Source organism: Reyranella sp. GW821-FHT14A01, assembly GCF_058803965.1.
Genome location: NZ_JBXAPM010000003.1, coordinates 152,692 through 165,277, shown reverse-complemented (window position 1 = coordinate 165,277; position 12,586 = coordinate 152,692). Strand labels below are relative to the sequence as shown.

Below are 12,586 nucleotides of genomic sequence, written 5' to 3'. Positions count from 1 at the left end.
ATCACGGGAACAGGCCCTTGGCGGCGGCTTCGGCGATCAGGCTGAGGGGCTGGGGAACCAGCGAGAACACGGCAATGAGGAACGCCGCGACCAGGGCGACGGCGCGATTGACGCCGAAGGCCGGCCGGTCGATCGCCTCGCCCGCGGGCTCGTCGAAGTACATCACCTTGACGATCCGCAGGTAGTAGTAGGACGCCACGACCGAGGCCAGCACGCCCAGCACCGCCGGGACGAAGAGCTTGGCCTCGACGGCGGCCATGAAGATGTAGAGCTTGCCCCAGAAGCCCGCGAGCGGCGGGATGCCGGCCAGCGAGAACATGAAGATCAGCATGCCCAGCGCCATCATCGGCTGGCTGCGCGCCAGGCCGGCAAGGTCCGAGACTTCCTCGACCATGATGTTGCGGCGCTTCATCATCAGGATGGTCGCGAACACGCCCAAGGTCATGACCATGTAGATGGCCAGATAGAAGACCACCGACTGGATGCCCTTCTCGCTGCCGCTGGCGACGCCCAGCAGCACGTAGCCGACATTGCCGATCGAGGAATAGGCCATCAGTCGCTTGATGTTCTGCTGGCGCAGCGCCGCGAAGGCGCCCAACGCCATCGACAGCACCGAAGCGACGACAATGATCTGCTGCCACTGCGCGAACAGCGGCTTGAACGGGCCCATCAGGACCGAGACCAGCAGCGACATGGCGGCGATCTTGGGCGCCACGGCGAACAGGGCGGTGACGGGAGTCGGCGCGCCCTCGTAGACGTCCGGCGTCCACATGTGGAACGGCACGGCCGAGACCTTGAAGGCGAGGCCGGCGACAACGAACACGAGGCCGATGATCGTGCCGATCTCCGTCGCCCGTCCGTCGGTCAGCGCGCCGGAGATCTGGACGAAGGCCGTGCCACCGCAGAAGCCGTAAATCAGCGACGAGCCGAACAGCAGCATGCCCGAGGCGACCGAGCCCAGGACGAAATACTTAACACCGGCCTCGGTCGAGCGGATGCTGTCGCGCTGGAAGGCGGCGATGACATAGAGCGCCAGCGACTGCAGTTCGAGGCCGACATAGAGGGCCATCAGGTCGTTGGCCGAGATCATCAGCATCATGCCGAGCGTGGCCAGCGCCACGACCAACGGATACTCGAAGCGCCAGGCCTTGGCCTGCTCGAAATAGGCGCGCGACATCAGGATCGCGAGCGCGGAGCCCACCAGCACCAGCGCCTTCATGGTCGCGGTCAGCCGGTCGACGATGAACAGCGAGGAGAAAGCCGTGCCCTCGCGATACGGCAGGAACAGCAGCGCCGCCGTCACCAGCAGGGCCCCCGAGGTCGCAACCGAGACGAAGGGCGTGGCGATCTCGCCGCGCACAACGCCGTAGACCAGCAGCAGAGCCGTGGCCGCCGCGAGGAAGAGTTCGGGCCGGGCCAGGGTCCAGTTTTCGAGACCGACAATCATGTTCACTACTCCCGGCCGCTCACGGCGCCAACGCCGCGGTACGGGCGAGCTTCAAAGCCGCCTGATAATCGCCGATCAGCTTGTCCACCGCCGGCGCCATCGGATCGAGGAAGGAATTGGGATAGACGCCCATCCAGATCGTCAGCAGCACCAGCGGCAGGAAGATCGCGATCTCGCGCTTGTTCATGTCGAGGATGCCCTTCAGCGAGTCCTTCGTGAGCTCGCCGAAGACGATCTTGCGATAGAGCCACAGGGCATAGGCGGCGCCCAGGATCAGGCTTGTCGCGGCCAGGAAGGCCACCCAGGTATTCGCCTTGAACGCACCCAGCAGGACCAGGAACTCGCCGACGAAGCCCGACAGGCCGGGCAGTCCGACGCTGGCCAGGGTGAAGAACAGGAAGGTGAAGGCGTAGAGCGGCATGCGGTGCACGAGGCCGCCATAGGCCGCGATCTCGCGCGTGTGCATGCGGTCGTAGACCACGCCGACGCAGAGGAAGAGCGCGGCCGATACGATGCCGTGGCTCAGCATCTGGAAGATCGAGCCCTGCACGCCCTGCATGTTCATGACGAAGGCGCCGATCGTCACGAAGCCCATGTGGGCGACCGACGAATAGGCGATCAGCTTCTTCATGTCCTCCTGCACCAGCGCGACCAGGGAGGTGTAGATCACCGCCACGATCGACAGGCCGTAGACCAGCGGCGCGAAGTACTGCGTCGCCTCGGGGAACAGCGGGATCGAGAAGCGCAGGAAGCCGTACCCGCCCATCTTCAGCAGCACGCCGGCCAGGATGACCGAGCCCGCCGTCGGCGCCTCGACGTGGGCGTCGGGCAGCCAGGTATGGACCGGCCACATCGGCACCTTCACCGCGAAGGAGGCGAAGAAGGCCAGCCACAGCCAGCACTGCCAGGCGAACGGCAGGTCAAGCTTCTCCATCGCCGTCGGCAGGTCCGTCGTGCCGACCTGCCAGTAGACGGCGATGATGGCCAGCAGCATCAGCACCGAGCCGAGCAGCGTGTAGAGGAAGAACTTGAAGGCCGCGTAGACGCGCCGCTTGCCGCCCCACACGCCGATGATCAGGAACATCGGGATCAGGACGCCCTCGAAGAAGACGTAGAACAGCGCCAGGTCGAGCGCGCAGAACATGCCGACCATGAAGGTCTCGAGCACGAGGAACGCGATCATGTATTCCTTGACGCGCACCTTCACCGAGTCCCAGCTCGCGAGGATGCAGATCGGCGTCAGCAGCGTCGACAGCAGCACGAAGAACAGCGAGATGCCGTCGATACCGGCGTGATAGCCGATATTGAGCGCCGGCACCCAGGCGACCTTCTCCTCGAACTGGAAGCCGGCCTTGGTCGGGTCGAAGCGTATCCAGAGCAGTAGCGAGATCAGGAAGGTCACCGTCGTCGTGACGATCGCCACGCTGCGGCAGTTGCGGTCGACGGCCTCCTTGGGGCCGCTGACGATCAGGCAGAACAGCGCGCCCACCAGCGGCAGGAACGTGACCAGGGAAAGGATAGGCCAGCTCGACATCGGGGCCTTACCTCGCCGAAAGCATGAAGTAGGTGACCAGGCCGGCAACGCCGACCAGCATCACGAACGCGTAGTGATAGAGATAGCCGCTCTGGAAACGCATCAGCACGCCCGCCATGTCCTGCGCCCGCGCGGCGACATTGTCGGGACCGAGCCCGTCGATGGTGGCGCCGTCGCCCTTCTTCCAGAGGAAGCGCCCGATGGCTAGCGAGGGCTTCACGAACACCGCATCGTAGAGCTCGTCGAAGTACCACTTGTTGTAGAAGAAGGTGTGCAGCCCGGGGAAGCGCTTCACCGTGCGCTCCGGCATGTCGGTGCGCACGACGTAGTAGTAGTAGCTGAGTGCGATACCCGAGATCGCCATCACCAGCGGCAGCAGCTTCACCCACAGCGGCACTTCATGCGCGTGATGCAGCACCTCTTCCGTGGCCTTCACGGCCAGCGAATGGCCCCAGAAGGCATGCCAGTCGTGGCCGACGAACCAGGCGTAGCCGACCAGGCCCGAGAAAGCCGCACCGATGCCCAGCACATAGAGCGGGATCATCATGACGATCGGCGATTCGTGGGCGTGGTCCCAGGTGTGATGGTCGCCGCGATACTTGCCGTAGAAGGTCATGAACATCAGGCGGGTCGAATAGAACGCCGTCATGAAGGCCGCGATCACGCCCAGCCAGTAGGCGAAGACGCCGACGGTCGTGTGCACGCCGTAGGCCGCCTCCAGCATGATGTCCTTGGAGTAGAAGCCCGCGAAGCCCAGGCCGTCGCCGAACAGGAACGGAACGCCGATGCCCGACAGCGCCAGGGTGCCGACCCACATCAGGATGAAGGTCTGCGGCGCCTTCTCGCGCACGCCGCCCATCTTGCGCATGTCCTGCTCATGGTGGAGGCAGTGGATCACCGAGCCCGACCCGAGGAACAGCAGCGCCTTGAAGAAGGCGTGGGTCGTGAGGTGGAACATGGCGGCCGAGTAGCCGCCGACGCCGCAGGCGAAGAACATGTAGCCGAGCTGGCTGCAGGTCGAATAGGCGACGACCCGCTTGATGTCGAACTGGGTCAGGCCGACGGTCGCGGCAAAGAACGCGGTCAGCGCGCCGATGATGGTCACGACCATGGAGGCGGTCGGGGCCAGTTCGAACAGCGGCGACAGGCGGCAGACCATGAAGACGCCGGCCGTGACCATCGTCGCGGCATGGATCAGTGCCGACACCGGGGTCGGGCCTTCCATGGCGTCCGGCAGCCAGGTGTGCAGGCCGAGCTGGGCCGACTTGCCCATGGCGCCGACGAACAGCAGCAGGCAGGCGGTCTCGAGCGCCGGCAGGTCCATGCCCAGGAACTGGATGCGCATCTGCGCCATCTGCGGCGCCTTACCGAAGATCTCCTCGAAGCCGACCGAGCCCGACAGCAGCCAGACGGCGGCGATACCTAGGGCAAAGCCGAAGTCGCCGACGCGATTGACGATGAAGGCCTTCATCGCCGCAGCGTTGGCCGAGGGCTTGTCGTACCAGAAGCCGATCAGCAGGTAGGAAGCGAGGCCCACCCCTTCCCAGCCGAAGAAGAGCTGCACCAGGTTGTCGGCCGTCACCAGCATCAGCATGAAGAAGGTGAACAGGCTGAGATACGCCATGAAGCGCGGGATGCTGGGATCGTCCTCCATGTAGCCGATGGAGTAGACGTGGACCATCGACGACACGCCGGTGACCACGATCAGCATGACCGCCGTCAGCGTGTCGACCCGCAGCGCCCAGGAAATGTCGAGCGTGCCCGACTCCATCCAGGAGAAGAGCTTCACGACGATCAGCTTTTCGGTGCCGAAGCCGATCTTGACGAAGACGAAGACCGACAGGGCAGCCGCGATCAGCAGCGCCGCGCAGGTCACGATCTGCGCCGGGCGGGCGCCGATCACGCGGCAGAAGAGACCGGCAATCGCTGCCGCGACCAGCGGCAGGAAGACGATGAGCTTGATGGCGAGATCCATGGTGAGCGCGCCCCTAGCCCTTCATCGCATTGATGTCTTCGACGGCGATCGTTCCGCGGTTACGGAAGTAGACCACTAGGATCGCCAGGCCGATCGCCGCCTCCGCGGCGGCCACGGTCAGGACCAGCATGGCGAAGATCTGTCCCACGACATTGCCCTGGAAGACCGAGAAGGCCACCAGGTTGATATTCACCGCCAGCAGCATCAGCTCGACGCACATCAGGATGACGATGACGTTCTTGCGGTTCAGGAAGATGCCGAGGATGCCCATCGTGAACAGCACGGCGGCAACGGCGAGGTAATGGCCCAGTCCGATGATCATCAGACGCCTCCCCGCGTCGGAACCTTGACGACGGTGATGGCCTGTTCCTTCGTGCGGTTGACCTGCTCGCTCGCCTTCTGGCGGCGGACGCCCGGCCGGCTGCGCAAGGTGAGCACGATGGCGCCGATCATGGCGACCAGCAGCACCAGCCCGGCCACCTGGAACAGGTAGAAGTACTGAGTGTAGAGCACCCGGCCGATCGCCCGCGTATTGTCGATCGCCATCACCTGGGCACCGTGGGTGTTGAGGCCCGCAATGGTTGTCGAGCCGCTGCCGATGATGCCGACGCCGAGCAGGAGCTCGGCGAACAGCACGGCGCCGATCAGCGCGCCCACCGGGAAATACGCAAGAAAGCCTTCCTTCAGCTCCGTGAGGTTGATGTCGAGCATCATGACCACGAAGAGGAAGAGCACCGCCACCGCGCCGACATAGACGATGATCAGGATCATCGCGATGAACTCGGCGCCGATCAGCAGGAAGAGGGCCGCCGCGTTGAAGAACGCCAGGATCAGGAACAGCACCGAATAGACGGGATTGCGCGAGACCACGACCATGGCGGCGGAGGCCACCGTGATCGCGGCGAAAGCATAAAAGGCCAGAGCCTGGAGTATCATGATCTGTCTCTCCCCCGCCCGGCTCAGCGATACGCCGCTTCGGAGTGGAGGTTCGCCGCGATCAGTGTTTCCCAGCGGTCGCCGTTCGCGAGCAGCTTGTCCTTGTTGTACATGAGCTCCTCGCGCGTCTCGGTCGAGAACTCGAAGTTCGGACCCTCGACGATCGCATCGACCGGGCAGGCTTCCTGGCAGAAGCCGCAATAGATGCACTTCGTCATGTCGATGTCGTAGCGCGTCGTGCGGCGGCTGCCGTCGTCGCGTGGCTCGGCCTCAATGGTGATGGCCTGGGCCGGGCAGATCGCCTCGCAGAGCTTGCAGGCGATGCAACGCTCTTCGCCGTTCGGATAGCGGCGCAGCGCATGCTCGCCGCGGAAGCGCGGGCTGAGCGGGCCCTTCTCGTAGGGATAGTTCACCGTCACCTTGGGCTTGAACATGTACTTCAGGGTGAGGGCAAAGCCCGCCACCAGTTCGGAGAGCAGGAAGGCGCGCGCGGTACGGTCGAGGGAAGCCATTGGTAAACTCTCCTAAGGCTTCGGCAGCCAGCCGCCGAACTGCAGCACGGCGGCGGTGAGGACGACCCAGGCCAGCGACACGGGCAGGAACACCTTCCAGCCCAGCCGCATCAGCTGGTCGTAGCGGTAGCGAGGCAGCGTGCCCTTGGTCCAGCTGAACACGAACAGCAGGAAGGCGATCTTGAAGGCGAACCAGACAAGACCCGGCACCCAGGTGAACGGCGCATAGGGAATCGGCGAATGCCAGCCGCCCAGGAACAGGATCGCACCCAGGGCCGAAAGCAGGATCATGTTGGCGTATTCGCCGAGGAAGAACAGGCCGAAGGTCATCGCCGAATATTCGGTCTGGAAACCCTGCACCAGTTCAGCTTCCGACATCGGCAGGTCGAACGGCGTGCGGTTGGTCTCAGCCAGCGCCGAGATGAAGAAGATGACGAACATCGGCAGCAGCGGCAGCCAGAACCAGTTCCAGAACCAGCCGGACTGGGCCAGCACGACCTGGCTGAGGTTGAGCGAGCCGACACAGAGAAGAACGGTGATCAGCACGAAGCCGATGGAGACTTCGTAGGACACCATCTGCGCCGCCGAGCGCAGGGCGCCCAGGAAGGCGTATTTCGAGTTCGACGCCCAGCCGGCGATGATGACGCCGTAGACGCCCAGCGAGGAGATGGCGAAAAGGTAAAGGATGCCGACATTGATGTCGGCAATGACCCAGCCATCGTCGAACGGCACTACCGCCCAGGCGATCAGCGCCGTCATGAAGGCGATCATCGGCGCAATGACGAACAGCACGCCGTTGGCGCTCGACGGGACGATCGTCTCCTTGAGGACGAGCTTCAGTCCATCGGCCATCGGCTGCAGCAGGCCGAAGGGGCCGACCACGTTGGGACCGCGGCGAAGCTGGATCGACGCCCAGATCTTGCGGTCGGCATAGGTCATGTAGGCCACGGCCACCAGCAGCGGCACGGTCACTGCAAGGCACTGCAGCAGGATCAGGATCGCGATGCCGAGCCAGTTGGTCGTGAAAAAGCTGATCAGATCGGCGTACATGCCCTACTCCGCCGCCATGAGATGCGCCCGCGAAGCCATGCAGTCGGCCATGGTCTTCGAGGCGCGGCTGATCGGGCAGGTCATGTAGAAATTCGGCACCGTCGACTTGAACGGCGCGTCGCTCGTCGCCCCGGGCGTGCCGAACGGCCCCCAGGCGGCGGGCGCCTGCTGGTCGATGGCGGCGAACGTACGGTTAACGGCCACGAGCCGCGCACGAACCTGCTGGAGCGAATCGTAGGGCAGCGTCTTGCCCAGCCGCTCCGAGAGCGCACGCAGGATCGCCCAGTCCTCACGGGCATCGCCCGGCGGATAGCCGGCACGACGGCCGATCTGCACGCGGCCTTCGGTGTTCACGTAGACGCCGGGCTTCTCGGTATAGGCCGCGCCGGGCAGGATGACGTCGGCGCGATGGGCGCCGGCATCGCCATGATGGCCCTGGTAGATCACGAAGGCCTTGCCGAGCTTGGTCGTGTCGATCTCGTCGGCCGCCAGCAGGTAGACCGCCTCGATCTCCTTCTTCTGGCAGCCTTCCAGGATGCCGGCGACATCGCGGCCGCCCTCGCCCGGCACCAGGCCGAGGTCGAGACCGCCGACACGCGCTGCAGCCGTATGCAGCACGGCAAAGCCGTTCCAGTCCTCGCGGACCGCGTTCAGCTTCTCGGCCAAATCGCGTGCCAGCGCCAGTACCGCGGCACCGTCCTCGCGGGCGAGTGCACCCATGCCGACGACGATCAGCGGATGCTTGGCGCCCTTGAGCTTCTCGAAGAAGCCGAGCTTGCCGTCGACCAGTTCACGCAGCGTCGCGGGTCCCGCGCCCAGGCGCTCGACCGGATAGGTCAGGTCCTCGACCGGGCCGATGCTCGCGATGGCGACGTGGCCGTGGACGTAGCGCTTGCGGATGCGCGCGTTCAGCACCGGCGACTCGGCACGCGGATTGGTGCCGATCAGCAGGATGGCATCCGCCTGATCGATGCCACGCACACCGGCATTGAAGATGTAGCTGCCGCGCGGACCGTCGAGCTTGGCGCCGTCCTGGCGGCAGTCGACGTTCGGCGAACCCAGCGACGCCATGAGATCCTTGAGCGCCACCATCGATTCGGCGTCGCACTGGTCGCCGGCGATGGCGGCGATCTTCGAGCCGTCCAGGCCATTCAGCTTGGCGGCGATGGCGCCGAACGCCTCGTCCCAGGTCGCCTCGACCAGCTTGTTGCCCTTGCGGACATAGGGCCGGTCCAGACGCTGGTGCCGCAGGCCGTCGAGCGCGTGGCGCGTCTTGTCGGAGATCCACTCCTCGTTCACGTCGTCGTTCAGGCGCGGCAGGATGCGCATGACCTGCGCACCGCGCGTGTCGATGCGGATGTTGGAACCCAGCGCGTCCAGTGCGTCAACCGACTCGGTCTTGGTCAATTCCCACGACCGCGCCTCGAAAGCATAGGGCTTGGAGGTCAGCGCACCGACCGGGCAGAGATCGACCAAGTTGCCGGACAGCTCGGTGGACAGGGCATGCTCGACATAGGTCGTGACTTCCATGCTCTCGCCGCGCCCCGTGGCGCCGAGTTCCTCAACGCCCGCGACCTCGGTCGCGAAGCGGATGCAGCGCGTGCAGTGGATGCAGCGGTTCATCGAGGTCTTGACCAGCGGGCCCAGCTCCTTGTCCGGCACCGCACGCTTGTTCTCGTGATAGCGGCTGCGGTCGAAACCGTAGGCCATCGCCTGGTCCTGCAGATCGCATTCGCCGCCCTGGTCGCAGATCGGACAGTCGAGCGGATGGTTGATCAGCAAGAACTCCATCACGCCCTTGCGCGCCTTCTTGACGGTCGGCGTCTGGGTGAAGATCTCCTGCTTGTCGGCCACGGGCAGCGCGCAGCTCGCCTGCGGCTTGGGCGGGCCGGGCTTCACCTCGACCAGGCACATGCGGCAGTTACCGGCGATGGACAGACGGTCGTGGTAGCAGAAGCGCGGGATCTCGACGCCGGCCAGCTCACAGGCCTGCAACACCGTGAGGCCGGCCGGTACCTCCAGTTCGACGCCGTCGATCTTGACCTTGGGCATTGACTGCTCCCCGCCCTACTCGGCCGCCAGTTTTTCGGTGCGCGCGCGGATGCGGCGCTCCATCTCAGGCCGGAAATGCCGGATCAGGCCCTGGATCGGCCAGGCCGCCGCATCGCCCAACGCGCAGATCGTGTGGCCTTCCACCTGCTTGGTGACGTCCTCGAGCGCATCGATCTCCTCGATTCGCGCATTGCCCGTCACCATCCGCTCCATCACGCGCCACATCCAGCCGGTGCCCTCGCGACACGGCGTGCACTGGCCGCAGCTCTCGTGCTTGTAGAAGTAGCTGAGCCGCGCGATCGCCTTCACGACGTCCGTCGACTTGTCCATGACGATGACCGCTGCCGTGCCGAGGCCCGAGCGCTGGTCGCGCAGCGAGTCGAAATCCATCAGCTGCGTGTCGCAGATCGCCTTCGGCAGCAGCGGCACCGAGGCGCCGCCCGGGATCACCGCCAGGAGATTGTCCCAGCCGCCGCGCACGCCGCCGCAGTGGCGGTCGATCAGCTCGCGGAGGGGAATGCCCATCTCCTCTTCCACGTTGCACGGCTTGTTCACGTGGCCGGAAATGCAGAAGAGCTTGGTGCCTGTGTTGTTCGGACGGCCGATGCCCGCGAACCAGGCCGCACCACGGCGCAGGATGGTCGGCGCGACGGCGATCGACTCGACGTTGTTCACCGTGGTCGGGCAGCCATAGAGGCCGGCGCCGGCCGGGAACGGCGGCTTCAGGCGCGGCATACCCTTCTTGCCCTCGAGGCTCTCGAGCAGCGCGGTCTCCTCGCCGCAGATATAGGCGCCGGCGCCGCGATGGACGTAGAGGTCGAAATCCCAGCCCGAGCCGCAGGCGTTCTTGCCGAGCAGGCCCGCGTCATAGGCCTCCTTGATGGCGGCGATCAGGTGCTGCGCCTCGTTGTAGAACTCGCCGCGCACGTAGATGTAGCCGGCATGGGCGCGCATCGCAAAGCCCGCGATCAGGCAGCCCTCGATCAGCAGGTGCGGATCGTGACGCATGATGTCGCGATCCTTGCAGGTGCCCGGCTCTGACTCGTCGGCGTTCACGACGAGATAGTGCGGACGATCCTTCACTTCCTTGGGCATGAAGGACCACTTCATGCCGGTCGGGAAGCCGGCGCCGCCACGGCCGCGCAGGCCGGACTTTTTCATCTCGTCGATGATCCAGTCCTGGCCCTTCTCGATCAGCGCCTTTGTATTGTCCCAGGCGCCGCGCGCACGGGCACCGGCCAGGCGCCAATCGTGGACGCCGTAAAGATTGGTGAAGATGCGGTCCTTGTCGCCGAGCATCGTCTACTCGCCCTTCAACGTTGTCAGGCCGCCTTCGGGCGCCGACGTCTGGCGATCCACCTGCGGACCGGGCTTCGGCGTCTCGCCGCGCCGGAACGCGTCGAGCACCTTGTTCATCGAGGCCTCGTCGAGATCTTCGTAGAAATCGTCGTTGATCTGCACGACCGGCGCGTTGACGCAGCCGCCGAGGCATTCCACTTCCTGCACGCTGAACATCTCGCCATCGGCGGCATGTTGGCAGGCTTTCATTACAGCCTCGGAACCGCGCAGCCAGCACGGCGTCGTGGTGCAGACCTGCAGCAGGTACTTACCCTTCGGGCGAAGCTGGAACATCGTATAGAAGGTCGCGATCTCGTAGACGCGGATCGGCGCCATATCGAGGATGCGCGCCACCTCGTTCATCGCCGCGCGCGGCAGCCAGCCCTGCTGTCGCTGCGCCAGGTCGAGCACGGCGATCACGGCGCTGGCCTGACGGCCCGGCGGATAATGGGCGATCTGCTCCTCGACCTTCGCCATGTATTCGGGCGTGAAGGCAAAGTGCGCGATCTGCGGCACGTCCTTGGGGTCGGCGGTGATCATCGCCATCGCATCGTCTCCTAGCGGTCGATCTCGCCGAACACGATGTCGAGCGAACCGATGTTCGCCGACATGTCGGCGAGCTGGTGTCCCTTGGTCATCATGTCGAGCGCCTGCAGGTGCGGGAACCCGGGAGCGCGGATCTTGCAGCGGTACGGCTTGTTGGTGCCGTCCGATACGAGATAGACGCCGAACTCGCCCTTCGGTGCCTCGACTGCCGTGTAGGTCTCGCCCGCCGGCACCTTGTAGCCTTCTGTGTAGAGCTTGAAGTGATGGATCAGCGCTTCCATCGAACCCTTCATCTCGCCCCGGCGCGGCGGCGAGATCTTGCGATCGTCGACGCGTACCGGACCGCCGACCTTGCGCAGCGCGGCAATGCACTGCTCCATGATGCGGACGCTTTGGTACATCTCCTCGATGCGCACCAGGTAGCGGGCGAAGCAGTCACCGGTCTTGCCGACCGGGATGTCGAAATCCATGCGGTCGTAGACGTCGTAGGGCTGCGACTTGCGCAGGTCCCACGGCAGGCCCGAAGCGCGGATCAGCGGGCCCGAGAAGCCCCAGTCGAGCGCCTGCTCCGCCGACACGACGCCGATGTCGACGGTGCGCTGGCGGAAGATGCGGTTCTCGTTCAGCAGGTACTCGATGTCCTTCATGAACGGATAGAACTGCTTGATCCATCCATCCATCGAATCGAGCATGCCCGCCGGCAGGTCCTGGTGGACTCCGCCCGGCCGGAAATAGGCCGCATGCATGCGCGAGCCGCTCACCTGCTCGTAATATTCCATCAGCAGCTCGCGCTGCTCGAAGCCCCACAGCGGCGGCGTAAGCGCGCCCACGTCCATCGCGAAGGTCGTGACGTTCAGCAGATGGTTCAGGATGCGCGTGATCTCGGAGAACAGCACACGGATGTACTGGCCGCGCTCCGGCGCCTCGATGCCCAGCAGCTTCTCGACGGCCAGGGCGTAAGCATGCTCCTGGTTCATCGGCGACACGTAGTCGAGCCGGTCGAAGTACGGCACCGCCTGCAGGTAGCTCTTGTACTCGATCAGCTTCTCGGTGCCGCGATGCAGCAGGCCGATATGCGGATCGCAACGCTCGACGATCTCGCCGTCCATCTCGACGACGAGACGCAACACGCCGTGGGCCGCCGGGTGCTGCGGCCCGAAGTTCATCGTCAGTGTCTTGATTTCGACGTCGGACAT

Annotated in this window: 11 protein-coding genes; all 11 read right to left on the bottom strand. The window is 65.0% G+C overall.

Features of this window, described 5'->3' with window-relative positions:
* Position 1: 1 nt before the first annotated feature.
* The 11 genes from nuoN to AC1ROX_RS07445 are packed head-to-tail and all read right to left on the bottom strand — an operon-like array spanning position 2 to position 12,586.
* A complete protein-coding gene (nuoN, locus tag AC1ROX_RS07495) occupies positions 2 to 1,447 on the bottom strand; it encodes an NADH-quinone oxidoreductase subunit NuoN (RefSeq protein ID WP_493123985.1) in 1,446 nt (481 codons plus the stop codon).
* Between the two features lie 19 nt (positions 1,448 to 1,466).
* Positions 1,467 to 2,981 carry an NADH-quinone oxidoreductase subunit M gene (locus tag AC1ROX_RS07490; RefSeq protein ID WP_493123983.1) on the bottom strand — a complete coding sequence of 505 codons (1,515 nt, stop codon included), beginning with the start codon at positions 2,979 to 2,981 and terminating at the stop codon, positions 1,467 to 1,469.
* A 7-nt stretch (positions 2,982 to 2,988) separates the two neighbouring features.
* Positions 2,989 to 4,956 carry an NADH-quinone oxidoreductase subunit L gene (gene nuoL, locus AC1ROX_RS07485; protein ID WP_493123981.1) on the bottom strand — a complete coding sequence of 656 codons (1,968 nt, stop codon included), beginning with the start codon at positions 4,954 to 4,956 and terminating at the stop codon, positions 2,989 to 2,991.
* A gap of 13 nt (positions 4,957 to 4,969) precedes the next feature.
* Positions 4,970 to 5,278, bottom strand: coding sequence for an NADH-quinone oxidoreductase subunit NuoK (nuoK, locus tag AC1ROX_RS07480; RefSeq protein WP_493123979.1), 309 nt, complete (start codon positions 5,276 to 5,278; stop codon positions 4,970 to 4,972).
* Positions 5,278 to 5,892 carry an NADH-quinone oxidoreductase subunit J gene (locus tag AC1ROX_RS07475; RefSeq protein ID WP_493123977.1) on the bottom strand — a complete coding sequence of 205 codons (615 nt, stop codon included), beginning with the start codon at positions 5,890 to 5,892 and terminating at the stop codon, positions 5,278 to 5,280. Before AC1ROX_RS07475 ends, nuoK begins: the two co-directional genes overlap by 1 nt.
* Before the next feature lie 23 nt (positions 5,893 to 5,915).
* On the bottom strand, positions 5,916 to 6,404 hold the full coding sequence (gene nuoI, locus AC1ROX_RS07470; protein WP_295136846.1) for an NADH-quinone oxidoreductase subunit NuoI: 489 nt from the start codon (positions 6,402 to 6,404) through the stop codon (positions 5,916 to 5,918).
* Positions 6,405 to 6,416: 12 nt separating this feature from the next.
* Complete coding sequence (gene nuoH / locus AC1ROX_RS07465) at positions 6,417 to 7,442, bottom strand: NADH-quinone oxidoreductase subunit NuoH (RefSeq protein WP_493124505.1); 1,026 nt, start codon at positions 7,440 to 7,442, stop codon at positions 6,417 to 6,419.
* Between the two features lie 15 nt (positions 7,443 to 7,457).
* On the bottom strand, positions 7,458 to 9,506 hold the full coding sequence (nuoG, locus tag AC1ROX_RS07460; RefSeq protein WP_493123975.1) for an NADH-quinone oxidoreductase subunit NuoG: 2,049 nt from the start codon (positions 9,504 to 9,506) through the stop codon (positions 7,458 to 7,460).
* Positions 9,507 to 9,521: 15 nt separating this feature from the next.
* A complete protein-coding gene (gene nuoF / locus AC1ROX_RS07455; protein WP_493123973.1) occupies positions 9,522 to 10,805 on the bottom strand; it encodes an NADH-quinone oxidoreductase subunit NuoF in 1,284 nt (427 codons plus the stop codon).
* A 3-nt stretch (positions 10,806 to 10,808) separates the two neighbouring features.
* Positions 10,809 to 11,390, bottom strand: coding sequence for an NADH-quinone oxidoreductase subunit NuoE (nuoE, locus tag AC1ROX_RS07450; RefSeq protein ID WP_493123971.1), 582 nt, complete (start codon positions 11,388 to 11,390; stop codon positions 10,809 to 10,811).
* A gap of 11 nt (positions 11,391 to 11,401) precedes the next feature.
* The gene (locus AC1ROX_RS07445; RefSeq protein WP_493123969.1) at positions 11,402 to 12,586 is read right to left on the bottom strand and encodes an NADH-quinone oxidoreductase subunit D; all 1,185 of its coding nucleotides are present in this window, start codon (positions 12,584 to 12,586) and stop codon (positions 11,402 to 11,404) included.

Bases quoted from the DNA above. Each gene is read 5' to 3' on its own strand.
- nuoN (WP_493123985.1), bottom strand. From the start codon at position 1,447: ATGATTGTCGGTCTCGAAAACTGGACCCTGGCCCGGCCCGAACTCTTC.
- AC1ROX_RS07490 (WP_493123983.1), bottom strand. From the start codon at position 2,981: ATGTCGAGCTGGCCTATCCTTTCCCTGGTCACGTTCCTGCCGCTGGTG.
- nuoL (WP_493123981.1), bottom strand. From the start codon at position 4,956: ATGGATCTCGCCATCAAGCTCATCGTCTTCCTGCCGCTGGTCGCGGCA.
- nuoK (WP_493123979.1), bottom strand. From the start codon at position 5,278: ATGATCATCGGACTGGGCCATTACCTCGCCGTTGCCGCCGTGCTGTTC.
- AC1ROX_RS07475 (WP_493123977.1), bottom strand. From the start codon at position 5,892: ATGATACTCCAGGCTCTGGCCTTTTATGCTTTCGCCGCGATCACGGTG.
- nuoI (WP_295136846.1), bottom strand. From the start codon at position 6,404: ATGGCTTCCCTCGACCGTACCGCGCGCGCCTTCCTGCTCTCCGAACTG.
- nuoG (WP_493123975.1), bottom strand. From the start codon at position 9,506: ATGCCCAAGGTCAAGATCGACGGCGTCGAACTGGAGGTACCGGCCGGC.
- nuoF (WP_493123973.1), bottom strand. From the start codon at position 10,805: ATGCTCGGCGACAAGGACCGCATCTTCACCAATCTTTACGGCGTCCAC.
- nuoE (WP_493123971.1), bottom strand. From the start codon at position 11,390: ATGGCGATGATCACCGCCGACCCCAAGGACGTGCCGCAGATCGCGCAC.
- AC1ROX_RS07445 (WP_493123969.1), bottom strand. From the start codon at position 12,586: ATGTCCGACGTCGAAATCAAGACACTGACGATGAACTTCGGGCCGCAG.